The sequence below is a fragment of the Jeotgalibacillus sp. ET6 genome (genome assembly GCF_029667115.1).
Lineage (GTDB): Bacteria > Bacillota > Bacilli > Bacillales > Jeotgalibacillaceae > Jeotgalibacillus.
Genome location: NZ_JARUIU010000002.1, coordinates 413,423 through 439,778, shown reverse-complemented (window position 1 = coordinate 439,778; position 26,356 = coordinate 413,423). Strand labels below are relative to the sequence as shown.

Below are 26,356 nucleotides of genomic sequence, written 5' to 3'. Positions count from 1 at the left end.
CTATCAGCTGTTTCCATAATAGTAATATTCGTCGTTGCTCTTCATTTTTTTATCGTTAAGAACAACTCCTAAAATCTTCGCTTTCGCTGCAGTCATTGCTTCTTTTGCTTTTGTTACTTTGTCTTTATCCGCTATGCCTGCACGTACGACCAGGATCGTTCCGTCACATTGATGAGACAACACCTGCGCATCCGTTACGGCAAGAACAGGAGGCGTATCAAAAATGATCAGGTCATACATGTGTTTAGCTGCATCGAAAAAGCGATTCATAACGCGGGACGACAGAAGTTCAGACGGATTGGGCGGAATAGGTCCGGATGGCAAAATGTCGAGATTCTCGATATCCGTCTGCTTCGCTGTCTTATCAAGCTCCGATTGTCTCGTCAAAACGGTGGTTAATCCGATCGTATTCATAATATTAAATGTAAAATGAACGGTTGGCTTTCTCATATCAGCATCCACCAATAGAACTCTCTTTCCCTGCTGAGCAAATACGATGGCAAGGTTGGCAGCAGTTGTAGACTTCCCTTCACCGGGACTTGATGAGCTGACTGTAATTGTCCTAATGTCTTCATCAATGGCTGAGAATTGAATATTTGTTCGTATAGTCCGGTATTGCTCTGATGCGACAGATTTAGGATTATATTCCGCAATTAAATTTCTTTTTTTGTTGTCCATGCTGCTTTTTTTGGCTTTAGCTGCCATATCGTTCACTCCTAACCTGGCTTGTTCGGGTGTTTTTGCCCTGAGGCTCTTCATCCACCATATTCGTAATATTTCCTATTACGCCCAATACAGGCAAGTCCAATGTTTTTTCAATATCCTGTTCGGTTTTAATAGTATTGTCAAGATACTCTAATAGGAAAGCGATTCCGACCCCTACCATCAATCCAACAACAAGCGCAATGGCCATATTCAAAAATGGCTGCGGACTTACTGGCGACTGATCCTCTGAAACAACTGCTGGTGTCAGAATACTAACGTTATCTACACTCATTAAGTTAACAATTTCATCCTGAAACGCTTCCGCTGTACGATTCGCTATATCTGCTGCCACATAAGGATCTGGATCTTGAACGGTAAGGTTAACGACTTGAGAATCCTGTTCTGTTTGAACAGTGATTTTTTCATTTAACTGCCCCGTGGTAAATGTTCCATCGAGCTGTTCTGACACTTTATCGAGAATGACTGGGCTTTTAATAATTACATTATATGTATTTATTAATTGAAGGTTTGCTTGAATATCTGAAACATTCAAGTTCGGCTGTTCACTTTGCTCCTGATTGACAAGTAGTTGCGTCGATGACTGATAAACAGGAGTAATTAAAAAATATGAGACCGCCGCACTGACTGAAACCGCAAGCAGCGCGATTACGATAATCATCGCCATACGTTTCCTGAGCGTTCCAAATAACTCCTTCAAGCTAATAGTTTCTTCCATAACAAATGTTTCCTCCTGACATAGATAAAAATAACCACTTTATTATAGCATAGGGATTAAGAGACTAGCTTTATATTTTTCAATTTTCGTTAAAGATTTACAATCATTCTATCAATTGGACAAACTTTCTTATATAATTATAACGTACTTTTTTATGTATCTTTTATATCACAATGCAAAGGGAGTTTTAACCTATATGCTAAAAAAAATTTTTATTATTGCAGCCCTTGTTATAACCGGGGCAGTTGTTTATTTTGGACAGGCTGCATGGGTGAATTCTCAAAAAGAAGTTCACCGATCTGAACCGGCTGTGGTAGAATCTACTAGTAATGCCAATTCAGAAGATTCAAATGGCTCCTCCGAATCTCAAACAGAGGAAGGCACTGGTGATTTGGAAGATTTAATTACCAGCCAGCCAGAAGATGTGCAGCAATTTTGGCTTTCCAGTCAAGAATCCGGAGAAACGGTCGATATTACGTTTGTAGCTACTGAATCTGCTGTCACACAAGAAGAAAACTGGACAACATTAGCGGAAGAAGGCTTTCTTTCTTCATATGAAGAAATTGATTTTACTTTTTCCCTGATTACCCATGAAAACGAAGGCACTTCTCAGGACTGGCTGACCTCCCTTCAATCCGAAGCGGTTTCCTTTGAAGGAAAAGATATTGTCCTTTATGAACTGCCGGTTATCAATGATAATGGCATGCTCTCTAGCGATGATCAAGTGTATTACACAACTCGTTTTATCGAAGAAATGCAGTCGGATTATCCTGATACACATTTATTTACACTTCCTTCACAGCCACTTTACAATTCTACCTATTATCCGGGTGAATTGGAGACAGTGAGAGAAGTCGTGGAAGAACAAAATATTCCTTTTTTAAATCACTGGGAAGATTGGCCTTCAATAGATGATGAAGAGCTGGAAAACTATTTAACAGAAGATAATGACCCTAACGAACTTGGCAGCAAGACCTGGGGCACATACCTGGTCAACTATTTTTCTGCAAATTAATATATCTATAGGAGCGTGGAGAGAGAAATGAAAAAAACATTATTCGCCGTTGCTGCAACTGCAGCCATCACAAGCTTTTGGGGCTTTGATTCAGAAGCTGAAGCAAGTTCAACACACAAAGTCAGCTCAGGTGATTCATTATGGAAAATCGCTAATCGATACAGCACCACGGTGAATAATTTAAAAAGCTTGAATAACTTATCATCCGACATGATCCATCCCAATCAAGTCCTTAAGGTATCAGGCAATTCATCAACACCGGCCTCAAGCCGTCCTTCTTCTACTGTATCCAATTCTTCTTCCGGATCGTATACAGTAAAGTCAGGTGATACTTTAGGCGCAATCGCACAAAGACACAGCATGTCTCTCTCAAAATTAAAAAGCCTGAATAACATATCAGGACATTTAATTTACCCGGGACAGAAATTAAAAGTAAGCGGCTCGTCCCAGGGATCTTCACCTGCTCCTGCACCATCTGTCAGCCAGCCGGGTTCAAACACATCAGGTTCATCGTATACTGTGAAATCCGGTGATACACTGGGCAGAATTGCATTAGACTTTAAAGTAACAGTTGCGAACCTAAAATCCTGGAACAACCTATCTTCTGATTTGATTCGAGTTGGTCAGAAACTATCGATTAAAGGCAGTTCCGGATCAGCACCATCTACTCCGTCCAAACCATCTGCACCACCAAGCACAGGAGGTTCAGTAGTTGATATTGCCATGGCACAAATGGGAGTGCCTTACGCATGGGGCGGCACAACACCTTCAGGATTTGACTGCAGCGGTTTTATCTATTATGTCTATAAACAAGCCGGATTCGATATTTCCCGTACGAACGCAGAAGGTCAGCATGCCCGTTCGTATGAAGTGTCCTCTCCTTCTATCGGGGATCTAGTATTTTTTGAAAATACATATAAAAGCGGCATTTCTCATGTTGGTGTTTATATCGGGAACAATCAATTTATCCATGCGAATGACGGCGGGGTGCAAATCACCAGTTTAAGCAACAGCTACTGGAATTCGAAGTTTGAAAGCTTCAAGCGGTTCTATTAATCTATACGAATTAAAAAGCTGCTTCAACAACCGATCCCCTCGATTGTTGAAGCAGCTTTTTTTCATCATTACTTAATGTATACCATATGGAAAACAACGCAGTTCTATCGAACACCTTGATCCAGATTTGCTTTCTAATGTATCTTCCAGCATTTACAGGTAATTTCGACTGAAAATGATTTTCGAGATATACTAAGAACAGATGCTCTACTATTCTAAAACCGAAAGGACGATCACGGTGAATGTGGGTTCAATAATAAAGTATTACCGCACGAAAAAAGGACTGACCCAGACAGACCTTGCAGAAGGAATCTGTTCCACTTCTCATTTAAGTAAAATTGAAACAAATATGTATACAGCAAATGAAGAAACCCTGAACATGCTCCTTGAGCGTCTCGACCTTCGACTGGAAGATGAAAAAAACAGAATGAGGGAAATTGAAGACCTCTTACAGGAGTTTATTGAGTCTTTATTTGCTTACGATGAAGAACAAATCGATTATCTATACGTACAGATTTCCGAAATTAAGGATTATATAGAAACAAGTGATTATGTGAATTTGTACCATATATATATGTACAGATACTTCGTCTGGGGTCGCATGCCTGAGAAAGAAAAAGAAATGCTTGGGATTCTACAGCGAATAAAAACAACTTTTACTGCGACCGAACAAAATTTGTACTTGTTTATCCAAGCTTTAAATTCATCTTTTTCAGGGGATTACAAAGCTTCAATCAAACTTTTTAAAGAATTTTTGGATAACCCGCTTCCGGTCAGCAAATTCTGGATCGGAGAAGCATATTATCAACTCGCCTTATCTTACAGCCATATTAATCAGCATGAAGCATCAGTCATCTATGCAAAAAAAGCCTCAGAGGTCTTTGAAAAGGAAAGCAACTGGAAACGATTAATTCATACGCAGATGATTTTAGGAATTTGCTATATGGAATTAAGACTTTTTACTGAAGCCACGGCTTTGTATAAGCCGCTTGTCAGAAATTCCCGCATCTTTTTTCGTGACAGCGTTTACCCACATATTCTGTCTAACTATGCAAGATGCCTGTTGACCTCTAAAGAATATGTTAAAGCGAGAAAATTAATGGAAGAAGCACTGGAGTTACTGGGGAAAGGCTCAGAACAGTATATGGTCGTGCTGCTAAATTGGCTCGAAAGCGGTCTAAAAATCGACCTTATCACTGAAGAGTGGGAAAGAAATCTGGATGATTTTCACGATTTTAGTCTAAATTTAGAGAATAAATATTATTTTTACTACGCTGTTTACTTAAAAAAAACGCAATTTTCCCAAGTCGATGGGATCAAATATGCGATAAAATGGTTGTATCCCTATTTAATCAAGAATTCCTATTATCAGGAAGCAGAAGAATTACTGCCGGGAATCATTGATTATTATAGTGAAAAAGAAGATTCGGAAAAAGTGATTTACTATTACGATCAGTGGAGAGAACTGATCCAAAAGGAGAGGTCGTACAATGAAGAAGGCTTTTAAAACTTTATTAACTGTATCTTTTGGAGCTGCCATCCTGTTTGCCGGAATAGCTTCTGTCCCTTCCGTAAATGGAGATTCAGTAGAAAAAATGCGTGTGAATGTAGAGCAGGGTGAGACACCTGATTCAGGAAAAGTCATTTACCCTCCGGATAAAAGAGTCAGCTGATAATCAGAATTTTCCCAATAGACGAAAGGGTTTTTTTATTCTACAATAAGATTATGAAATGACCCAGCAATACCCTCTCATTGGCCGCCCGCTTAAAGCAGGCGGCACTTTTTTGTTCCATAGAAGGGAGGATCCTCTCGCTAGTCATAAACTAATTGATCTTAAAATAGGCTGAGACAAAACTCAAACAAGTTTAAAAAATGAGGCTATATTTATTAGAAGCAGTAGGTGAGAGGAGCGGAAGGCAGCGACTCCTGCAGGACATGACGGCAATCTGAGACCCCGGAAGGCGCAGCCTGGAGCGAAATAAATCGGTCGCAGAGCTTGAGACACTTTTGTCCCAAGCTCATCAACCTTTTATAAAGACTTTTACCTCTTCACAGAGAGGATTTACGAAAGTTTTGTCGAAAAAAATAGAAATTTGTCCGATTTTCCCAAGTATAAGTCTTACGGGCATAATAAAACCACCCTTCTCCGTAAAGAAATCTCTCTCTTCACGCAGTCAGGCGGTTATAAATTTTTAAGCAGCCGCAGCATTAGTGAGCCGCCTCCTCTATTTTCAAACGGTCTGTCAGTTCCATAAATAAGTCTTTGTCTCCAGTAAGAAGCGCTTTATCAATCAAACGGCGAAGATTTTGGCGTTCAAGAAAGAGAATCTCTTCACTCAAGGCCTCCTCTTCCTGGTCTGACTTAATCTGTTGTACATAAAATGTAATAATGGATTTTAAATGATCTACTAAATCAGAAATTTGAAGCAGCTGAAACAGTGGAATTCTAAAAATTCGTGTTCCCCGTTGAAATACAAAAGTATCCGTTAAATTCTCAATTTGTTTTGTTTTTAGATTTATTCGAATCTCATTGGCTTCTACCGGTATAAATTGATACACTTCTTTTCCTTTAACAACAGAGAAATATTGATAAGCAAACACCAGCTTAAGATCATGTCCTTCTTGCAGCGTATAGAAAGGCTTCATCATCTTGATCGTCAGCAACATATTCCCTCCCCCTGTCTTTATGTTGGAATATTCAGTTATTTAATTATATTATCAACTATTTTATGAAAAAGATAAAGGGTTAATGCTTACCAATTATCTTTCAATCTTTAGAAGATAAATTAAAATGCTTTTCGGTAAGGAATCTTTCTTTATTTTTTCTATTTTATTCAAATGACTGTAAAAATGTCTCTTCCTTTTCAGCAAATTATTTTTTATTTATCATAAGGACTGCAAAAAATCAGTTTCAACAGTGAATGGCAAAGATAAAGAAAAGCCACCTCCGAATGGAGATGGCATAAATAGGAGTTACCCTATACTATTCAAGGATTTTAACTTGTACTTCTTGAACGCCGTAATTTAGCGCATCTTGCTGAGAAGGAATGAACAAGTCAATTTTGTTGCCTTTAATTGCGCCGCCAGTGTCTCCAGCGATCGCTTCACCATAGCCTTCAACCCAGACTTTTGATCCAAGAGGAATGACATTAGGGTCTACTGCAATTACTTTTTGATTTGGATTTGAACGAAGATCAATTCCAGTTCTTGTTATACCTGAACATCCATTGCAATAAGCTGTGTAAGCAGTTGCTGTAACAGTTAATTCCTGTACGGCTTCAGAAGAAGGTTCTTCTCCGCCAGTTCCTGATACGCCTTCTGCAGATTCAGTGTATCCTGAATCTTCTGCAGGTGCTTCTTCAGCTGGTGCTGTTTCTTCAACAGGCGCCGCTTCTTCAGCAGGAGCAGCTTCTTCAGCTGGTGCTTCTACTGTTTCCGGTGCTGCTTCTTGTGCTGGTGCTGCTTGCGCAGAACCGCCAGCTACTGTTAATTGATCACCAGGGAAAATAAGATCGCTGGATAAACCATTCCAGCTGTAAAGCTTGTCTACTGAAGTACCATGAGCTTTTGCGATTTCAGATAAAGTGTCGCCGCTCACAACTGTGTACGTCTCAGATTGATGTACGTCTTTGCTGCTAACCTTGATCTCTTGGCTAGGATATATAATATGGGATGATAGGCTGTTCCAATCTTTTAGATCTTGTACCGTGACGTTATTTGCTTTTGAAATTGCCCACAGCGTGTCTCCTTTTTCTACCGTGTGGGAAGATGATGCTGATGCCTGACCTGCTGCTCCAGCAGTCAGTGCTGCTACTGCAGTTAGTGCTACAATTTGTTTTTTCATGAAATGAAGCCCTCCTTTTCACTAACAGTGCCTATCATATCATCTATAGATTGCAAGAACATATCAAGAGAGTTAGAGTGTGGTAACAATTACATTACGTCCATTACTGTTCTTCACTCATTGACACATGTCCGTCATACAACTATACTAAGACCTATCTTTGTGAAGAAAGTTTCATAGTTTAGCAGCTATTGGAGAAAATTAGAGGAGTTGAGTGACATTGGATCGCGTTGTAAATTTTTCCGCAGGGCCTTCTGCTCTTCCGCTTGAAGTGTTGCAGCGAGCACAGTCAGAGCTGGTTAACACAAATTCAAGCGGCATGTCGGTAATGGAAATGAGTCATCGATCAAAAGCATTCGAACGAATTTTAATTAACGCACAATCCCGTCTGAAAAAATTAATGAATATACCGGATTCCTACAAAATTCTTTTTTTACAGGGGGGTGCATCATTACAATTCTCCATGATTCCATTAAATTTGTTACAAAAAGATCACAAAGCTGCCTATTTAATCACAGGTTCCTGGTCAAAAAAGGCATATGAGGAAGCAAAAAAAGCAGGAGAAGCAGAAATCTATGCAACTTCTGAAGAAAATGGTTTTACATCGATCCCTTCTTTTGCACATTCAACTCTTTCGTCTGACACAGCTTACCTCCATATCACTGGCAACAATACTATAGAAGGAACTCGAATCTCTGAGCTCCCGGACACAGGATCTGTTCCCATTGTGACTGATCTGTCCTCCAGTATTCTGTCAGAACAAATAAACGTGGAAGACTATGGTGTCATCTATGCCGGGGCGCAGAAAAACCTGGGCCCTTCCGGAGTGACGGTTGTCATTATTAGAGAAGACCTAGTGGGCAGAGCCAGTGCGTCAACTCCTGCCATGCTGGACTATGCAACACATGTAAAAGCTAATTCTCTATATAATACGCCACCCACATTCGGCATCTATATGGTTGGCCTTGTACTTGAGTGGATTGAGTCGCTCGGGGGAGTGGATGAGCTTGAAGCCCGAAACCGAGAAAAAGCTTCTTTCCTTTACGAAGCAATTGATCAGTCTCCCCTATTTTCTTCGCCGGTTCATAAAAAAGACCGTTCCTTGATGAACATCCCTTTTAAATCGGATGACCCCAATACGGACTCCGCGTTTCTCCATTATGCAGAGTCAAAGGGACTTGTGGAATTAAAAGGCCATCGGTCAGTCGGGGGAATGAGAGCAAGCCTCTATAATGCAATGCCTTTTGAAAGCGTGGAAAGACTTGTCTCCGCCATAAAAGAATTTGAAAAAATGACCGTAGCAACGCCCGATAAAGGAGGATACAAATTGTGACCTATCAGATTCAGACGTACAATCAGATTGCAGAAGCAGGCCTTTCATTACTGCGTGATCCTTATGAGCTTAATACAGCAGAAGAGCCCGATGGTATTTTGCTGAGAAGCCACTCCCTTCACGAGCAGTCTCTTCCCCGCTCTGTTCAGGCGATTGCCAGAGCAGGTGCTGGAACGAATAATATTCCGCTGGACAAATGCTCTGAAAACGGCATAGTTGTTTTCAACACACCAGGAGCCAACGCCAACGCAGTAAAAGAATTAGTACTTTCCTGCTTAATTGCCAGTGCTAGAAATCTATTCTCTGCAATACGATGGACTCATACTCTCGAAGGCACTACAAATGTAGCCTCTCAGGTGGAAGCAAATAAAAAAGCATTCATTGGAAATGAGATTAGAGGCAAAAAGCTCGGGGTAATCGGTCTTGGAAATATCGGATCCATTGTGGCAAATGATGCGCTTGCACTAGACATGGATGTAATGGCTTATGATCCGTTTGTTTCAGTTGACGTGGCCTGGACCATTTCAAGGAATGTTCAACGGGTTCATCAGCTTGAAGAGCTGCTGTCTTCCTGCGACTATATTACGATTCATGTGCCATTGTCCGAAAAAACAACTGGCTTTATCGATAAAAAAGCGTTCCGTTCCATGAAAAAAGGAATGCAATTTATTAATTTTGCACGCGGGGAATTAGTCGATGAACAAGCGCTTACTCATGCCCTGGAAGATGGCACGGTCGGAAAATATATTACTGATTTTCCGAATGACCATATCTTCAGCCTTGATAATGTGGTTGCCATTCCGCATTTAGGTGCTTCTACAACAGAATCCGAAGAAAATTGCGCCATTATGGCTGCTCAGCAGTTAAAAGTGTTTTTAGAAACTGGAAATATTCGCAATTCTGTTAATCTGCCTAATGTCAGTTTGCCGCTGACTTCTCCGGGCAGACTGACCATTATGCATCAAAATATACCCAATATGGTCGGTCAATTTTCCACCCTTCTCGCTGAAAGAGAATTTAATATAGCAGACATGCTTAACAGAAGCCGTGGTGACTGGGCTTATACATTAATCGATATTGATAATAAACTGACAGAAGAGCAGGCGGAAGATATCTTAAACCGCCTTCAGAAAATTCAAGGTGTAGTAAGAGCAAGACATCTTGTAAATGGATGGCATGAATAATTACATTTCCCCACCCTTAGGAATGGATTTTACTGCATAAAAACGCTATAGTAGAAATATACGTAGAAAATGAGGGGCAAGCCCCCCATCTCCGCAGCAGCTTTTCATATAGATTGGCTGACTCGGAATCTGATTATTAGGAAATAACCGTTATCCTTGCCAAGGGGGGACGGTTATTTCTTTTTTTGGCTGATGATCAAGGAAACGACCAGAGTGAGGACACTGATCGCTAAGACACTATACTGCGCTACCACACTCACTGCCTCATACACTGTCACCCGCACCACCTCCCTCCATTGGGAAGTAGCCTGCCAACTATTTATTGCTGTGCACGGTTATTATATCACCTTTCGAACATATGTTCTATTTTATGTTGTAATAAGTTCCATTTTACTGCTATGTATCTAGATCACTCTTTATAATGAGTACTTAAGACTAGGCTTGAGCCTCTAAATCAGCAATAAACGACAAATTTTCATCAAAGTTTCATTGAATCTTTGTGTTAAGATATTCCTTTTTCACCCCCATCGTGCTATGTTTAAAAAGAGATAATTCTGAAATGAGGGACAATGTGTGAGAAGAGAACGGAAGAAAAAGAAATGGCTGAAATGGCTTTTAATCACTTTTGCAGTTTTGCTGCTGGGGGCTGGAGCCTACGTTTTTACAGTCTATCAATCTTTAAATTCAGCTACGGATAAAATGCATCAGCCGATAGAGCGCGAAACGTCTGAAAAAAGAGTTGAACAAGTTAAATTTAATGAACAGGATCCTTTTTCAGTCCTTATGCTTGGTGTGGACGAGCGTGGAGACGATCAGGGAAGATCTGACACCATGATCGTTATGACAGTCAACCCGAAGGAAGAAACGACAAAGCTATTGAGTATCCCCCGGGACACCAGAACTCAAATTGTAGGTAAAGGCTTCGATGATAAAATAAATCATGCCTATGCTTTTGGCGGAATTCCGATGGCCATGGACACAGTTGAAAATTTTCTTGATATACCGATAGACTATTATGTCCAGGTTAACATGGAAGGTTTTGAAGATATAGTGGATGCAGTGGGCGGTGTAACCGTTAATAACTCATTTGCTTTTGAGCATGGCGGCCATAATTTTCCCCAGGGGCAACTTACTCTAAGTGGAAATGAAGCCCTCTCCTTCTCCCGCATGCGGTATGAAGATCCTGACGGAGATTTTGGACGTCAGGAAAGACAACGCCAGATCATTCAGGGCGTTGTCCGTGAAGGCGCCAGTATAAATTCACTTTGGAACTATGGAAATATTTTCGATGCGCTTGGCAATAATATCAAAACCAATCTGACGTTTGATCAAATGGTAGATATTCAAAGTGAATATCGCGCTGCCGCATCAAGCTTTGAACAAACTTCTATTCAAAATGGCTATGGCGAACGAATCGATAATATTTATTATTACATTGTACCGGACGAAGAAATTCAGTCCATTCAAGCCTCTTTAAAAGACCATTTAGATATTTAAAAGTCGAAAAATCCACTGCATGCGGTTCATGCAGTGGATTTTTTATGTAGTTGATGAAATTAAATTATTCTTCGAAAGGTACACATTTCCTTTTTCAGTGAGTTTGTAGTGAATCTTGTTTTCCACTTTCACTTTCATTACCATCGGACGGGCTCTGCTCAGCGCAGTCTGAACAGTTCGTGGACTGCCTTTATATTGCTTAAGCTGCAGAAGAATTTGATATACCATAATGGTCCGAACCAAATTTGTGATCCCCTTTTCATGCAGATAATACAAAATCAAGAGGAGTTGTTCTTCAAAATTTCTTAACTTTTTAAGCTTTGCGTACTCTGCCGGCTCAATGGTTTTCACGAAAAGATCTACCTGTTTTTTCTGTTCATCGGATTCAAACTGATCAAGCATAATTTTACCGTTTCTTTCTTTCCGGCTATATTGAATGCGGTCTTCAATATGCTTCATGCCTAAAGGAGTCATCTTGTATACCTGTTGACTGCTTGAAGTGCCGACCAATTCAAGAAACCCTTTATCCACGCATTGAAATATTGAGAAGTGAACATTATTAGGTAAAAGAATTCCCGCCTTTGGATATAGATTACTCAGCGTCCGGGCAGTAATAACCTCATTTTTCTGAAATAAAGAAAGGTAATAGGAGAAAGACAGGACATGAAGCCATTCTGTAGAAGGTTCAATCTCCTCAAGCAGCGATACGAGTTGAGTCTTTTCCACCCCTTGGTCTGATGCTTCTGCTTTTTGCTCCGCCGTGCCATCACTTGAACGGATGGGTGAATGAGTGTTGATTTGAATTTTAATTTCTTTTTCTGCAGAGGACGAGTCTCTATCATCTGCTAAATGATCTAATATAGTTCTGAGGTGATGTTCGATGACTTGTGGAGATCCTTTGATAGACTGCTCGCCGTCTAAATACTGAAGGGTAAGAAGAAACTCTTGATTTTTCAAAAAGTCGCCTCCTAAAAGAGTAATTTTCATCCTTTAAATGGAAGAGGATGAAGGACTTTCATTAAAGATTAATTTTATCATAAGTCTATTATCTCCGTATAGGTCTTAGGATTTTCTTTTTGTTAAAAATCTCTCCTTTTTCTGAGGAAAAGAATAAAAACAAGTGCTAGAAGAATCATTCCACCCATGACCAGCCACGAGAGCTTGAAGCTGCCGGTAATGTCTGAAATCCATCCAAGCAAAGGCGGCAGCACCATCACGCCCATGGATCCGATTGTTAAACTAAAGCCGCTTGCAAGCCCCGCCCTCTGCGGCTCTGTCAATTCCGTTGCGATATTCATCCAGAGACCATTGAAACCCGAAACCGCAAAGCCAAGGGTAAATAGAAGTATACATAGTATCCAAACAGGGGTGTTTGGAGTGAGCAATACCATCGAGACAGCTCCAATGGAAGCCACAACCATCAGAATAAGCGTGACCGGGAATCTTCTTCCTTTAAAAAGAGAATCACTTACCGTTCCCCATACAATCCTGCCTGCTGAACCGCCTATTTCTGAGAGAACATACATCGCCCCTGCAATGCCCAGGCCAAACAAAAGCTCATTGCCTATATAAAATAAAACATAGATTGTCAGACTCATCTGAGAACCATTTAGTATAAATGCAGCCAAACTAATTAATAGCAGATCACGATTCATTGCCATATGCTTGATTTTATTTATAAGCGATTCTTCCTGCTGATTTTTCGATCCATCTATGACAACGTTCTCATGATAAAAAGCAGATGAGATAAGACCGGCGGCAAACAGGATTATACAAGAAGCGATCACGGCCATTTTCCAATCTGTATATAGAGCAAAAGGAAGAAGAGCAGCTGCAGCCAGCGCAGACCCAAGTGTAATCCCCATTTGCTTGATACCCATCGCCATTCCCCTGCGTCTTTGAGGAAACCAGTAGAGGATTCCTTTGTTTGTAACCGGGTGCATGGTTCCATACGCCATCCCGCCGAGTAAGATACACAGCAAAAGTAGAGCGTAAGAAGGTACAAGAGTAGTTGCAGCATAAAATATACCTAAAAGGAGACACACAATAAATAGCAGTTTTTTTGTTCCGATTCGGTCAACAACTAATCCGGATGGAATACTTACGAGCATTTGTCCTGCAAACAAGGCAGAAGGAAGTCCACCAACCTGAGCATTAGATAAACGTAAATCTGAAGCAATTAAGGGAGAAAGAGGCGCGATCCCCCTGCCAACCAGCGCGACAAGCACTTGAGCAAGCAGCAGCAAACCAAACATCTGCCATGCCCGCTTTGCCTGGTAAACCGCTCCATCCACTGTATGGGGTTGATTTTTCATGTCGTCTCCTGCCTTTCAACTTACATCCTGACGTTAAGTCTATTGATCAGTCCGTGCCTTATTTTTCTCTCCTACCCTTTCCATTCATTTTTTATGTGTCTTCTCTGACTAACGATTAGTTAAAACCTCTGTACATTGTACTTCACCATTCAAGTTACCTGCTATTATCGAGACAAGCTATTATAACTGTTTATAAAACAAAAAAAGAGAATGCCGTCATCACATACACGTTACGTGCACATAATAAGACATTCCCTATTGTAGTCAGATGTTAGTTATCTTTAAATTAAAAAATAGAGATAACAGATACTATGATTTTACTATAATACAAGCAATGCTGAACCCGCGAGAATCAATGTAAGACCGGCAATTTTTCTAAATGTAGCTTTTTCGTTAAGAAGCCATAATGATAATAGAAAGGTCCAGATATATGTTATGGATGTCAACGGAAAAACAATGGTGTAAGGCAAATACATTAATAGAACGATATTAAGTACAGCGCCGCTAAAATACAATATGCCCCCGATGATCAATCTTCCCAAAAAAGCCTTTGACTGGCTTTTCATATCCAATCCAGATGCAAGTTTAAAGAAATAGCTTCCAAATGAGCCTGCCAGCGTCATAACAATGAGTAATGAAAATAAGAGAATGTTAACGGTCGCCACCCCCTATTAACAAAACACCCGCTAAAATAAGTGAAGTTCCGAGCAGCATATTCACTGTAATAACCTCACCTATGAAAAAAAATCCAAAGAAAATCGCAAATATATATCCTACGCTCATAAATGGATGAAGAACTGAAAGACTGCCAAAACGATAGGCGGTCATCATAAAAACCGCACCTAAAAAATATAAAGCAAATCCCCCCGCAAGGGCCCAATTAATCGATCCCTCTGAAACTTTCCATAAAAGCTGCCCTAAAGATGTGCTAAGGGCAGCCGCAAGCATTAGCAAGATTCCCGTTCTATTATCTTGAAAAGAAAGCAGAATTTTATTCATACTTCGGCTCCTTATTAAACTTCATAAAACTGGAGAATAAAGCTAAATACATAATTAACGAGCATGAGAATAAGTATCGAAAATCCTGAGCAGGCATAGTAGCCATTACCGCTGCCGTATTTAAAAGAACCGGCAGGGCAATTAATAAAACAGAATAGTTGTTTCTTAAATACGCCACAAAAGTAAAAAGAATAATTAAGTATAGATATACCGCGGGTCTCCAGATAATGTGGCCCAGATATTCCCTCGTTTTATTCAAATAACTTTTTGCATAGTATTGACCACGTGTGCTGATAATTTTATTTTCCAAACCAAATCTGTTGCCATCGTAAACGTTAGTGACATATGCTGCCGTATATCCTGGAGCAGGAGGCTCGTTTATTTGCCAGACCAGGGAAGTGTGTTTTAGAAATCCCCCTGCAGCCATGACTGGATTTTGCAGGACGACATCCTTCCAATTTGAGAAGAAAAGACCCCAATCATCAAAAATAACACTTCTTTCATATCCGCCTGAAAATTTAATTGGATCAGAAATATAGGGATTAAATTGATTCTTCCATCTGTCCAGAGGAAGCAGACGATTGTAATAATCAAGCTGTTCCTCTGTAAGATTTCCTTCTCCCGCTATGACTGTGCCAATCATTTGAGTAGGTATACTCAGCGCCTCATTGGGGTCTGAAGGTTTCACGTTATAATAATTATAAATCGGATTGGTTATCACTAAATAAATGACACCAATAAGAACTAAAGCAGAACCAATCTGCTTATAAGCATGTCTGTATAAAATAAGAGCAGTAAATAAGCTGATCATCACTACCGGAAAGCCATTATGCCGGAAAAAAGAGGCACAAATAGCAGCAGCAATGATGAAAAGAAATTGCTTTTTTCCTTTTATCCAATGCCCGTTTGTCTTAACCAAATTGAATATCAGAATCGTAAATAGCAGTAAAAACGAGCTGTAAAGCACATCTTTCCAAATCATAATGGAATAGATGCTATTTAATGGGCTAATGGCTGCTATAACAGCGAATAGCAGCACAGCCCACTTTGGAAAACTATATTGCTCCATTTTATAGCCTGCATATCCAACAATTGATGATAAGATCAGAATTTGAGCAAGCGTTACGACACCCGGGCTGTCCCATAATTCTGTCAAACCGGCAATCATAAGTGTATAGATCACCGGATGCCAATTGGATAATTCAAGCGTTTCAGCCTGTCCCCACTGTGCCAAGGAATCAGGCGTCATCCCTCCTGGAAACAAAGCGATCCAAAAGAACAACCAGCTTAGCAAAGCGGGCAATCCGTAAATAATGATCATCATTTTAGATGTTTTTCGTTGGCCCTCTATGCCTCTAACGGATAAAAGCAATAAAATGATCGCTGCCGTACTTAGTAAAATCGTAAGATACGTTCCAGCGTAAACGCCGACTTTACTAATAAGTGAGTTGTCTTCAAGATACAGCTGTTCCCCTCTAATACTGAAAAGCAGGATGAAAGAGAATAATGTCAGGAACAACCCAGTCATTCCTTTTTTCCATTTTGACAATCCGGAAAAATCCCGAAAACTTCGTACCATATAAAACATCGTAATCCAGACAGCTGCAATCACCATTAAAATAACTATGGGATTAACGTCTCTGATAGGATAAAAATAAAATAGAATGGAACCGCCAAGCCAAATCGATAACAAAGAAATTAGTATGAATACCAGAGGATTTTTTTTACTATATTCCATTCCTGTCATCGTCCTGCTTTTTGCAAGAGCACGTCATTTTTTTGTGCATCTCTCAAAATAGAATTCTGTATCCGATTAAGCTCCTGCTCATACTGTTTTTTATAAGAAGAGGCGACTGTATCCAATATTAACCCGCATGCCAGTCCTAAAAATGACAGGACAATTAATCCAACAGCCAGAATCGCCGAAGGAACTCTCGTTATAAACGCTGTATCAATGTATTCTGCAATAACGGGAATACCCACAGCCAATCCTCCAAGAAAAAACAGAAGTGACCATAGCGAGAAGAAAAACATCGGCTTATAATCTTTAAACAATGTAAAGATCATTCTTAAGACTTTTATCCCGTCCGAAATCGTATTAAGTTTTGATTCACTTCCTTCAGGGCGGTCGCGGTAATCAATTTCAACTTCTTTAATAAGAAATTTTTTATCAAGTGCGTGAATACTCATTTCAGTTTCGATCTCAAATCCCGGGCTCGTAACAGGCATTGCTTTAACAAAGAATTTATCAAATGCCCGGTACCCTGTCATGATATCTTTAATATCTGATTTATATAGGAAATTAATTAATTTTTTAACTAGTGTATTTCCGAAACCGTGGAATTGACGCTTATTTTCATTGAAATACGTACCATTTGTTAAACGGTCGCCAATCGTCATATTGGCTTCTCCGTTCATAACCGGTTCTAAAAGTGCATGAACGTATTGAGCCGGATACGTGTCGTCTCCGTCTACCATTACGTAATAGTCCGCATCAATGTCTCGAAACATTGAACGAACAACATTGCCTTTGCCTTGACGGTATTCTTTCCTTACGATAGCTCCATGCTCCTCGGCAATTTGTGAGGTTTTATCCTTCGAGTTATTGTCATACACATAAATTTTCGCTTCTGGAAGTTCCTTCTTAAAATCTTCGATTACTGCTCCAATTGTCTTTTCTTCATTGTAGCATGGTATTAATACAGCTATTTCCACTTATATGCCTCCCATGGCTCTTTTAAAATATAACCACTAGAAATAGTACCATATTGCTAGACATATTACTATATTAATTAAAGAGAGGGAAATATTATCAGTGAATTTGTCTAAATTTATACATATTTCTTTAGTATTCCCTTACTTTTTCTGTACCGATAGATAGAATATACTACTATAGCCAAAATTCCACCCGCCATATCCAGCAAAACGTCTTGAATGAGCGGTGTTCTTCCACCCGTTAAATATTGACGGTATTCATCAAGAGAAGCAAAGAATAGCAGAAATAGAAAAGTCGCCGCTGAGGAAACAAGCAGTCTAGAATATACATAATGCAAAAAACTACTTAAAAACAAACCGATCATAAAAAAGAAACCTACATGAGCTCCTTTTCGTAAGAAAAACTCAACAAATCCTGCATATCCTTTAGCATCAATACTGACAACTGACCCTGCATACGTGAATTCAATCCAGTTGAGTTGATCCCGAAACAGCTCTTTTGATGTGATCCGGTCCAAAATCGGAATTAACGATTGCTGTTCATAGGTTTGCGAGGAGGAATACCATATAGCGCCGCAAAAAAGAATAAAAGGAATTAATCGCAGTAAAGCACCTCTCAACCGTTTTTTCTTATATGTTTTTCTTCTGTGGCTTCTCAATGTATTTCCCCTTTTCTGTAACTCCCCAAGCTGTTAAATCTATCAGACTAACACTCTTTTTCTATTATATGTATACACTCTAGTAAAGTTCGCTTAAATATCGATCATACCATGAAATGAACAAACAGTCCCTGTTCAATTGAAAGTTCAAACACTAAGTTAATTGAGTAAGCAGCAAACTCCAAATAGCTCACTTCATTTCTATTTTTATCAATTGTGCTTAGAGGTAAAAAAAGAAGACTGCTTAAAGGTCGCTTACACGACTTTTAAAACAGTCTCCTATAGGAGCCATTCAGCGCTTGCGCCCGGAACTCTCCGGTTTTTTCTTGCCGCAGACGATGCAGGTGTCCGTATAAAAGTTATATCGATGCTTTTTCTTAAATCTGCAATCAAACCAATATTTTATCTTCATAGGGTCACGAACTCACTCATCCAAGTTACTTTCAACTTTATTCCTCCTAAAATACAAGAATATCGTATTTCAGCGGCTCAGCCATCCTAGTAAACCTACCTTAGATCTGTAGCTTTGCAGTCCCAGCTTTTCAGCTGGTTTGCCTTTTATCGTAATAAAAATATTCTTTTCTCTATAAATATAATAGCATTTTATACAAAAAAATCAACAAAATTATATATTTTGTATATTGTTTAGGTATATATAACCATTATCTAATATTATATTACTATATGAATTAGACAAAGAGGCTGGGACAAAAAATTGTCCCAGCCTCCAGTGAAAAGCTTATTCTGCTATTATGCGACCTTCTACTTCCGGAATTTCCTGTCCGGAAGAAATGGCTTCAATTAAAATTGCGCTTAATAGCTCACCACTGTTGTATTCGATAAATTCTTCGCCAAACATGGTGTAGCCGTCTCCCCCAATGGCGGTGAAGTCATTGGTTGCTACTGTATATTCTTTCGTTTCGTCTAAAGGTTCTTCTCCAACCAGCACTTCCTTCACTCGAGATCCTGCAGCAAGTGACGGATCGTACGTGAAGCTCATACCTGAGATATGAAGAAACCCTCCATTCTCAGCTGGCGCGAGACGAACTGAGTGCTCAAGAGCTGCTTTGATCGCAGCGCCGTCAACCTTCATTTGAACCAATGTGTTTACAAAAGGAAGGACTTCTTCGACATCTCCGCGGGTTACCTCCCCTGCTTCGATGCTAGCACGGATTCCTCCTCCATTGGTGAAGGCAATATCACTGCCAAGTGTCGTTCTCATAGAATCTGCGATTAAGTTCCCAAGATTTGTTTCCTGAGTTCGTACAAGCCTTCTGTCGCCTTCAAGCTTAACATCTGTTGTGCCAATGACAACATTTAATAACTCGTCAACCTCATCCTTATAAGGCTGTATGATGTCGTTAATGTCTGATTTTCCTTCTACTGAAGGATTGTCGCGATAAAGAAATCCGTTTACTCCTATCAATTCATCTTCATGGAATACAAGATTCGTATGTCCAAGTGCTTTCCCATACTCGAAGGCTTGAGTAATATATGCCTCATCGTATTTCACAGGAGTTTCGATCGTGTCATGGCTGTGTCCGCCAAGGATAAGATCTACTCCTTCTACCTCATCAGCAATCATTTCATCCGTTCCCAATCCGGAATGAGAGAGAAGAATGATATGATCCACTTCATCCTCAATTGCATCAACAATTTCCTGCGTACGGGTTAATTCATCTTCAAAAACGATGCCTTCTAAATTTTTCGGGCTGGTTTTTACGGCTGTGTCTGTTGCAGTCATACCGATCACACCGAATTTTTTACCGTCGCGCTCCAACACAATATACTCATCCAAATATGGATCTCCATTTTTAAGAATATTTCCGGAAACGAGCGGGAAATTCATTTCTTCAGCAGCTTCAAGCAAATATTCGTTGCCGTAATTAAAATCATGGTTTCCTGGAACCATTGCATCAAAACCTATCTCATTCATAGCTTCAATTGCCGGCTCGCCATTAAAATTATTCACGACTGCCGTGCCGTGCAGGGTATCCCCCATATCAAATAAGAAAGCACCAGGATCGTGGTCTCTAACATCGTCTACAATTTGAGCTACTTTTGCAAGACCCATTTCACCTAGCTCTTCATTATGCAAAATGCGACCGTGAAAGTCATTTGTATGGATAATAGGCATCATCTCAAATGACGAATCAAAGGTTTCCATCAAATCGGCCAATTCATTAGATGTTAAAGGTTTCTTCGGCTGTATTGTGTTTCTCTTATGTGTTTCAATTAAGCCAAGGGCTGCAGCTGCAGACATTTCCTTAATGTAAGCAGGCTTAATAGCCCGGAAGTCTTTGTATGAAAATAAATGTCTGACAGAATAATAGTCTCGAAGATTTAAAGAGCGGACTAAAAATACATAGGCTTGTTCTTTCGTAATTTTTTCGTTAGGACCAAATTCTTCAATCATTTTTTCATCAAGAATGCCAACTCGGATCGCAGCATCTATGTACGGTTCATCTGCGGCTGAAACATCATCAAAAGGCAATTCTTCAGGTGTTTGCAGGTCAATTCCAAGGGTAGTAACGAGTTCCTTCAAGAAGACCATTCCTGTGATCTTTTCATCTTTGCCAGGTGCTTTGTCAGATAAAGCATCCGACGAACCTGTAAATGCTGAAAACGAAATTGAGAACGCTAACAAAAGTACTAAAAAAGCTTTACATCCAGCTTTCAAACTAAACCCTCCCTATTTTTACTAATACTATTACTTCTTTATCATATAGCTTGTGCAAGGACTGAAACAACTCTTTATTTGTAAAATTTTTATAAATATTCACAATAAAAAAATTCCTTCCTTCGACAGATATTTCCCGGGACATAAATAAAGAGAGTAATTAAAGTCAGTAAATTGCTTATAGAACAGGTTATGTTTGAGCTGATGCCCATAATCTAGCCAGATTTTCAGCCGTTGTCTCCACATTCTCTTCTCCATTTTTTAAAGCATCCTGCAGGGAGAATGCCCCATTTACTATACTGAATGCCGCGTCGATGCCGTAGTCATAAACAGCTTCATATCCTTCGCCCAGGCTGCCAGCCAACGCAATTACCTTTACAGTACCACAAATTTTTGCTCTTTTTGCTACACCCACAGGCGCTTTGCCTTGTATCGTTTGTCGATCCATTCTCCCTTCACCCGTAATCACAAGGTCTGCATCATGGACTTTTTCATCAAATTGAATGACGTCCAGCACAAGATCAATTCCGCTCGTCAGTTTACCGTCTAAAAATGCAATAATTCCTGCGCCGAAGCCTCCTGCTGCCCCTGCTCCTTCTACCCTGTCCACCTTCTTATTCAGCTCTTTTTCAAGTACCATGGCATAGTGCTCTAAAGATTGGTCCAGCTGGGCAACCATAGCCTCATCTGCTCCTTTTTGAGGTCCGAAAACAGTTGAAGCACCATGCGGACCGGTTAAGGGGTTCGTTACATCGCAGGCAGCTTTTATTTTTACCTGCTTAAGCCTTGGATCAAGAGCTGAGGTGTCAATGCTTGCTAAACGGTTTAACGCTGCCCCTCCTGGAGAAAGTTCCTGCCCGGATCTATCGAATAATTTTACTCCAAGCGCCTGGGCCATCCCTGCGCCTCCATCATTGGTAGCTGACCCGCCGAGTCCTAGTACGATGGTTTCAACTCCCTGATCGAGTGCATGTTTAATCAGCTCACCGGTCCCCCTGGTAGTCGTGTTCAAAGGGTTTCGTCTTTCTGCCGGGACCAGGTGAAGACCGGATGCAGCTGCCATTTCAATAACTGCTGTTTTTCTGTCGCCTGTCAGTCCATAAAAAGCCTTGACCGGCTCACCCAGGGGACCAGTGACGTTCACCATAAGGATCTCCCCGCCAGTGGCTGCTTTGATCGAGTGAACGGTTCCTTCTCCTCCATCGGCGATAGGCAGCAAGACATATTCTGCCTCTGGGAACACCTTTTTAAAGCCCTTTTCTATTGAGAGGCAAACTTCATAAGCTGACATGCTTTCTTTAAAAGAATCGGGTGCACATACGATTTTCATTTTTCCACCTGCCTGCTTATTTTTTTCGAGCAGTATCCCGTCTCATGTTCTTCTGCACGATCCTGCCCTGTTAAACGATCCATATACTATCTTCTTGAAAAGAGGACAAAACTCCTTTATTCTGCCTTTCAATCTCCCCCTTCGTGGACAGAAGAAGAAAACTGCCCTAAAATAAGGATAGAATAAGGTTGGGAGGCGTTTCAATGACAACCATTAATGATATAGCGAAAATGGCGAACGTGTCCCGTACGACAGTTTCCAGGGTGTTTAATAATGGCTATGTAAGCGAGGATGTACGCAAGAGAATTATGAAAATCGTGGAGGAAACCGGGTACACGCCCAGTCTTTCTGCAAAATCATTGCGTACAAAAAAATCCGGTGTAATCGGCGTTATTCTCCCAAAAATCAGCACAGAAACAGCGAGTCGTGTTGTCAGTGGGATTAATGAGGTAGTGGCAAAAGAGAACTTCCAAATTCTATTAACCGATACCGAGCTGCAAAAAGAAAAAGAAATTGAATATATCCGCCTATTGAAAAGCCGGCATGTAGACGGGATTATTTTACTTGCCACCAACATTAATGCCGATTTAATTAAAGCGATCACAGCAGCGGACCTTCCTTTCATTTCAATTGGCCAGGACCTGCCGGGTGTTACCTCTATTTTGTATGATGACTACCACGCAGCTTCCGACGTGACCAATTTGCTCATCACCCATCAGCATACTAAAATAGCTTTTATAGGAGTTGGAGAAGAAGATCCTTCAGTAGGCAGGCAGCGAAAAATGGGCTATCTGGATACGTTAGCAAAATTCAACCTTCCGATTAAAGAGGAATGGATTGAAGAAGGAGACTTCAGTATTGAATCGGGGTATGAATGCACCAAAAAAATCATAAAGAATAGCGGAACTGACTTGCCGTCAGCCATTTTCGCGGTAACAGACCGGATGGCGATCGGCGCTATGGAATATTTACGCGAACAAGGCTTTTCGATACCAAAAGATATGGCAGTTGCAGGTATAGGTGCTTCCACCATGTCAAAATATTTAACGCCATCTTTAACAACTGTGGACTATTTTAATAAAGAAGCAGGTGAAAAGGCAGCCAGGCATTTGCTTGCTCAAATGATTCAAAAAAAGGACAAAGAAAAATTTACACAAACCTATAGACTGATTAAAAGAGATAGTGTATAGTACTAATCATTAAAGGACATGTAATCGATTCCACACATGTTCCTTTTATTTTTTACAGATCGTTACAAACGCTTACATTTTTTATTTGTTCGTTATGGAATCGATCACATATCTGGAACATTCATTATGAACTTAAGCTTTTATAACAGATGTGGAATCGATCACATATTTAGTATAAGAGGAGGAATTAGGATGGCTGCATATTCAGATATTGCAAAGCAAGTCATTGAGGCGATCGGCGGCGAGGAAAACATTCAGTCGATTGCACACTGTGCCACCCGCTTACGAGTGATGGTGCACGACCGTGAAAAAGTAGATACAGAGGCAATTGAAAATATAGAAAAAGTAAAAGGGGCGTTTTACAACTCCGGACAGTATCAGATCATCTTCGGAACAGGTACTGTAAACCGGGTGTTTGAAGCAATTGAAGCCCTTGGCATTACAGGCAGCACAAAGGCGGATATAAAAAATGAATCCGCTAAGCAGGGAACAGCTTTTCAGCGGGCAATTCGAGTATTTGGAGATGTGTTTGTCCCGATCATCCCTGTTCTTGTGGCAACCGGTCTTTTCATGGGACTTCGCGGTCTGCTATTGCAGGAAGCCGTTCTGGGCTGGTTTGGTCTCACACCTGACAGCATTCCGGAAAATTTAATCCTATTCACAGAGGTATTGACGGATACAGCCTTTATTTTCCTGCCGGCACTCGTAGCCTGGTCAGCGTTTAGAGTCTTTGGCGGCACCCCGATTATCGGTCTCGTGCTCGGGCTCATGCTCGTTTCACCTGCCCTGCCAAATGCCTGGGCTGTTGCAGAAGGAGCAGCTGAACCACTCTATTTCTTTGATTTTATCCCGATCATTGGCTATCAGGGATCCGTCCTTCCCGCGTTTTTTGCCGGTTTTGTTGGAGCGAAACTTGAAAAAGCGCTGCGGAAACGAATTCCGGAAGCACTTGATTTAATTTTAACTCCTTTTCTTGTTTTGCTGATCATGATTGCGTTATCACTATTTATTATCGGACCGATTCTTCATGCTGCTGAAAACGGGATTTTTGAAGCAATGCTTTTCCTTCTTGACCTGCCATTCGGCTTGAGCGGTCTGATCATTGGTGCTACTCATCAAATCATTGTTATTACTGGGATCCACCATATCTTTAACTTTCTTGAAATTCAGCTGCTTGAGAATCTGGGCTTTAATCCATTTAACCCGATTATTACAGGAGCGATTGCAGCACAAGGTGGAGCTGCACTTGCAGTAGCCGTAAAAACAAGCTCGAAAAAGCTGAAAGCACTTGCTTTCCCTTCTGCGCTCTCAGCCTTTCTAGGGATCACAGAGCCTGCTATTTTCGGTGTCAATCTTCGTTATATGAAGCCATTTATCATGGGCTTGATCGGCGGAGCGGCGGCTGGTTTTCTTGCCTCTATTCTTAATCTGCAGGGTACGGGCATGGCCATTACTGTTATCCCGGGAACGCTGTTATACTTAAATGAACAGATCTTTGGTTATTTACTTGTAAATGCAGTCGCAATTGGAGTCGGCTTTGCACTGACCTACCTATTCGGCTTCTCAGATAAAATGCTGGATAAAAAATAATAAACTTAAAAGAGACCTGGAGCACTTTCTGGGTCTTCTTTTATTATAAGGAGCTGTGGTTGATGAATCTTAACAAAGCACTTACAAAACAAGCGTATGAAGAAGTTGAGAATCACATAGAGAGAGTTCAAGAAGATCCTTATTTTCCAGGGTTTCATTTAGCTCCTCCAACTGGATTGCTCAATGATCCAAATGGCTGGATTCAATGGAAAGGGATTTATCATTTGTTTTTTCAGTGGATGCCATTTAAAACGGGACACGGCGCTAAATTCTGGGGACACTTCAGTTCAGAAAATTTAACAGACTGGACGTTAGAGCCGATTGCCCTGACTCCCGGTGACTGGTATGACAAAAATGGATGCTATTCAGGAAGCGCCATTATTCATGAGGATAAGCTGAAGCTCTTTTATACCGGGAATGTGAAGGACGAAAACGGTGATCGAGAAAGCTATCAATGCTTAGCTGACAGTACAGACGGCTTCTCGTTTTCAAAAAAAGGGGTTCAAGTAGAACTTCCTGACGAATACACGCCCCATTTTCGCGATCCAAAAGTGTGGGAGCATAACGGCCGGTGGTATATGGTGATCGGTGCACAAACGAAAGAGGAAAAGGGTGCCGTTGCACTCTTTGAATCGACTGATTTAAGAGAATGGAACAATAGAGGAACCATCAGCCACGCTAACAAACCGCCCCTTTCAGAGTTCGGCTATATGTGGGAATGTCCGGATATCTTCTCGTTAAGCGGGAAAGATGTGCTGCTGTTTTCTCCTCAGGGACTTTCACCGGATGGCATTCAATTTAACAATATGTATCAGTCCGGTTATGTATTGGGTGAGTTGGATTACCCACAGGCTTCCTTTGACCATGGAACTTTTGAGGAAATCGACCGGGGCTTTGAATTTTATGCTCCGCAAACGACAGAGGATGAAAAAGGACGCCGTATTTTATTTGGCTGGATGGGTGTGCCGGATCAGCAGGAGTTTGAACAGCCCACCATTGAAAACGGCTGGGTCCACCAGATGACGCTGCCAAGAGAGCTTCGCCTGGTCAACGGCCGTCTGCATCAGCTCCCGCTGCCTGAACTTAACGAGCTGCGAGCAGAAAATGTCTTTAATGGTCCGATAGACATTCAGTATAAAGGCTCTATCGCCCGGACCTCTGAAATTCAATTAAAAGGAATGGTGAAAAAGCTCTGTTTGTTTGACAATATGACGCTCACCTATGACGAAAAACAAAGCCTTTTAACCCTTGAAAGACCGAATGTTGCAGATGGCAGGCCTGAAAGAAGGAGCTGTATTCTTTCCGGTGCTCTTTACAGTCTTCAGCTCTATATTGATCACTCCTCGCTTGAGATTTTTGCTAACGATGGAGAAGCCGTTTTTACTTCAAGAATGTTTGCTGATCCTGAAAACCATTCGCTCTTTATTGAGTCTGATGGAAAGGTTGACATGGCGATCTGGAGGCTTAAAGACAATACTGTCTCCTACATGAATCATCCCGAATAGTG

General features: G+C 40.8%; 24 protein-coding genes and 1 riboswitch. Of the genes, 10 read left to right on the top strand and 14 right to left on the bottom strand.

The genetic code is table 11. From position 1 onward, the window contains the following. Positions 1–3: 3 nt before the first annotated feature. Both P6709_RS07375 and P6709_RS07370 read right to left on the bottom strand, forming a co-directional pair. A complete protein-coding gene (locus P6709_RS07375) occupies positions 4–705 on the bottom strand; it encodes a CpsD/CapB family tyrosine-protein kinase (RefSeq protein WP_278240253.1) in 702 nt (233 codons plus the stop codon). Beyond that, the gene (locus P6709_RS07370; protein ID WP_278240252.1) at positions 695–1,441 is read right to left on the bottom strand and encodes a YveK family protein; all 747 of its coding nucleotides are present in this window, start codon (positions 1,439–1,441) and stop codon (positions 695–697) included. The genes P6709_RS07375 and P6709_RS07370 overlap by 11 nt, the downstream gene beginning before the upstream one ends. 196 nt (positions 1,442–1,637) lie before the next feature. Between P6709_RS07370 and P6709_RS07365 the strand changes: the two genes are divergently transcribed. The 4 genes from P6709_RS07365 (at position 1,638) to P6709_RS07350 (ending at position 5,185) form a co-directional block, all read left to right on the top strand. Next, complete coding sequence (locus P6709_RS07365) at positions 1,638–2,456, top strand: hypothetical protein (protein WP_278240251.1); 819 nt, start codon at positions 1,638–1,640, stop codon at positions 2,454–2,456. 27 nt (positions 2,457–2,483) lie between these two features. After that, the gene (locus tag P6709_RS07360; RefSeq protein WP_278240250.1) at positions 2,484–3,512 is read left to right on the top strand and encodes a C40 family peptidase; all 1,029 of its coding nucleotides are present in this window, start codon (positions 2,484–2,486) and stop codon (positions 3,510–3,512) included. A gap of 238 nt (positions 3,513–3,750) precedes the next feature. Beyond that, positions 3,751–5,019 carry a helix-turn-helix domain-containing protein gene (locus P6709_RS07355; RefSeq protein WP_278240249.1) on the top strand — a complete coding sequence of 423 codons (1,269 nt, stop codon included), beginning with the start codon at positions 3,751–3,753 and terminating at the stop codon, positions 5,017–5,019. After that, complete coding sequence (locus P6709_RS07350; RefSeq protein ID WP_278240248.1) at positions 5,003–5,185, top strand: hypothetical protein; 183 nt, start codon at positions 5,003–5,005, stop codon at positions 5,183–5,185. Before P6709_RS07355 ends, P6709_RS07350 begins: the two co-directional genes overlap by 17 nt. A 536-nt stretch (positions 5,186–5,721) precedes the next feature. On the opposite strand, the gene P6709_RS07345 is transcribed toward P6709_RS07350, so the two are convergent. Next, entirely contained in the window at positions 5,722–6,180 is a 459-nt protein-coding gene (locus P6709_RS07345; protein WP_336618989.1) for an IDEAL domain-containing protein, read from the bottom strand. 316 nt (positions 6,181–6,496) lie between these two features. Beyond that, the gene (locus P6709_RS07340) at positions 6,497–7,357 is read right to left on the bottom strand and encodes a 3D domain-containing protein (RefSeq protein ID WP_278240247.1); all 861 of its coding nucleotides are present in this window, start codon (positions 7,355–7,357) and stop codon (positions 6,497–6,499) included. Between the two features lie 220 nt (positions 7,358–7,577). Between P6709_RS07340 and serC the strand changes: the two genes are divergently transcribed. Next, entirely contained in the window at positions 7,578–8,690 is a 1,113-nt protein-coding gene (serC, locus tag P6709_RS07335; RefSeq protein ID WP_278240246.1) for a 3-phosphoserine/phosphohydroxythreonine transaminase, read from the top strand. Then, positions 8,687–9,874 carry a phosphoglycerate dehydrogenase gene (locus P6709_RS07330; protein ID WP_278240245.1) on the top strand — a complete coding sequence of 396 codons (1,188 nt, stop codon included), beginning with the start codon at positions 8,687–8,689 and terminating at the stop codon, positions 9,872–9,874. The genes serC and P6709_RS07330 overlap by 4 nt, the downstream gene beginning before the upstream one ends. A 173-nt stretch (positions 9,875–10,047) precedes the next feature. Here P6709_RS07330 and P6709_RS07325 read toward each other — a convergent pair whose 3' ends face one another. Next, on the bottom strand, positions 10,048–10,152 hold the full coding sequence (locus P6709_RS07325) for a putative holin-like toxin (RefSeq protein WP_278240244.1): 105 nt from the start codon (positions 10,150–10,152) through the stop codon (positions 10,048–10,050). 295 nt (positions 10,153–10,447) lie between these two features. Between P6709_RS07325 and tagU the strand changes: the two genes are divergently transcribed. Further along, a complete protein-coding gene (gene tagU / locus P6709_RS07320) occupies positions 10,448–11,371 on the top strand; it encodes a polyisoprenyl-teichoic acid--peptidoglycan teichoic acid transferase TagU (RefSeq protein ID WP_278240243.1) in 924 nt (307 codons plus the stop codon). Positions 11,372–11,413: 42 nt separating this feature from the next. On the opposite strand, the gene P6709_RS07315 is transcribed toward tagU, so the two are convergent. The 9 genes from P6709_RS07315 to P6709_RS07275 form a co-directional block, all read right to left on the bottom strand. Further along, positions 11,414–12,328: a hypothetical protein gene (locus tag P6709_RS07315; RefSeq protein ID WP_278240242.1), complete on the bottom strand. Its 915-nt coding sequence runs from the start codon at positions 12,326–12,328 to the stop codon at positions 11,414–11,416. Between the two features lie 122 nt (positions 12,329–12,450). Beyond that, entirely contained in the window at positions 12,451–13,686 is a 1,236-nt protein-coding gene (locus tag P6709_RS07310; protein WP_278240241.1) for an MFS transporter, read from the bottom strand. Positions 13,687–14,006: 320 nt separating this feature from the next. Next, on the bottom strand, positions 14,007–14,351 hold the full coding sequence (locus P6709_RS07305; protein ID WP_278240240.1) for an EamA family transporter: 345 nt from the start codon (positions 14,349–14,351) through the stop codon (positions 14,007–14,009). Continuing rightward, complete coding sequence (locus P6709_RS07300) at positions 14,338–14,685, bottom strand: EamA family transporter (RefSeq protein WP_278240239.1); 348 nt, start codon at positions 14,683–14,685, stop codon at positions 14,338–14,340. Before P6709_RS07300 ends, P6709_RS07305 begins: the two co-directional genes overlap by 14 nt. Further along, positions 14,678–16,423: a DUF6020 family protein gene (locus P6709_RS07295; protein WP_278240238.1), complete on the bottom strand. Its 1,746-nt coding sequence runs from the start codon at positions 16,421–16,423 to the stop codon at positions 14,678–14,680. Before P6709_RS07295 ends, P6709_RS07300 begins: the two co-directional genes overlap by 8 nt. A 5-nt stretch (positions 16,424–16,428) precedes the next feature. Further along, positions 16,429–17,400: a DPM/DPG synthase family glycosyltransferase gene (locus tag P6709_RS07290; RefSeq protein WP_278240237.1), complete on the bottom strand. Its 972-nt coding sequence runs from the start codon at positions 17,398–17,400 to the stop codon at positions 16,429–16,431. 116 nt (positions 17,401–17,516) lie between these two features. Further along, on the bottom strand, positions 17,517–18,059 hold the full coding sequence (locus tag P6709_RS07285) for a VanZ family protein (RefSeq protein WP_278240236.1): 543 nt from the start codon (positions 18,057–18,059) through the stop codon (positions 17,517–17,519). Between the two features lie 480 nt (positions 18,060–18,539). Continuing rightward, positions 18,540–18,625, bottom strand: a riboswitch (cyclic di-GMP riboswitch). A 173-nt stretch (positions 18,626–18,798) separates the two neighbouring features. Continuing rightward, positions 18,799–20,739, bottom strand: coding sequence for a bifunctional metallophosphatase/5'-nucleotidase (locus P6709_RS07280; protein ID WP_278240235.1), 1,941 nt, complete (start codon positions 20,737–20,739; stop codon positions 18,799–18,801). Positions 20,740–20,929: 190 nt separating this feature from the next. Next, a complete protein-coding gene (locus P6709_RS07275; protein WP_278240234.1) occupies positions 20,930–22,069 on the bottom strand; it encodes a glycerate kinase in 1,140 nt (379 codons plus the stop codon). Positions 22,070–22,272: 203 nt separating this feature from the next. Between P6709_RS07275 and P6709_RS07270 the strand changes: the two genes are divergently transcribed. The 3 genes from P6709_RS07270 (at position 22,273) to P6709_RS07260 (ending at position 26,354) form a co-directional block, all read left to right on the top strand. Then, positions 22,273–23,259 carry a LacI family DNA-binding transcriptional regulator gene (locus P6709_RS07270; RefSeq protein ID WP_278240233.1) on the top strand — a complete coding sequence of 329 codons (987 nt, stop codon included), beginning with the start codon at positions 22,273–22,275 and terminating at the stop codon, positions 23,257–23,259. A gap of 192 nt (positions 23,260–23,451) precedes the next feature. Beyond that, positions 23,452–24,849: a sucrose-specific PTS transporter subunit IIBC gene (locus P6709_RS07265; protein ID WP_278240232.1), complete on the top strand. Its 1,398-nt coding sequence runs from the start codon at positions 23,452–23,454 to the stop codon at positions 24,847–24,849. A gap of 62 nt (positions 24,850–24,911) precedes the next feature. Then, positions 24,912–26,354 carry a glycoside hydrolase family 32 protein gene (locus P6709_RS07260; RefSeq protein ID WP_278240231.1) on the top strand — a complete coding sequence of 481 codons (1,443 nt, stop codon included), beginning with the start codon at positions 24,912–24,914 and terminating at the stop codon, positions 26,352–26,354. The last annotated feature ends 2 nt before the right edge of the window (positions 26,355–26,356 follow it).